This is a genomic window from Cellulomonas sp. GbtcB1 (genome assembly GCF_019091725.1).
In the GTDB taxonomy this organism is placed as follows: domain Bacteria; phylum Actinomycetota; class Actinomycetes; order Actinomycetales; family Cellulomonadaceae; genus Cellulomonas.
In genome coordinates this window covers 1-235 of record NZ_JAGXJG010000595.1, presented here as the reverse complement: position 1 = coordinate 235, position 235 = coordinate 1, and the positions used below count along the sequence as shown (strand labels likewise).

Genomic DNA, 235 nt, shown 5'->3' with positions numbered 1-235 from the left:
CCGAGCCCGCAGGTCGACTGGGCCGGCGAGCACGGCAGACGGCGGACGCCAGAGCCAGGACCGCAGCCACATGTGGACGTGCCAGAAGGCGTACGGCACGACCCTCGCGGTCCAGATCGGGTAGAAGAACGCGCTGACCGCGAGGACGACGACCAGCGCCGCCGGGGGCTGGTGGCCACCACGGCGGTGCTGGCGCTCGTCCCGGCCCTGCACGAGCAGCGCCAGCACGTAGGAC

General features: G+C 73.2%; 1 pseudogene. It reads right to left on the bottom strand.

The annotated features are described in order from the left end of the window. Positions 1-235: pseudogene (locus tag KVT14_RS21500) on the bottom strand (hypothetical protein); the annotation flags it as partial.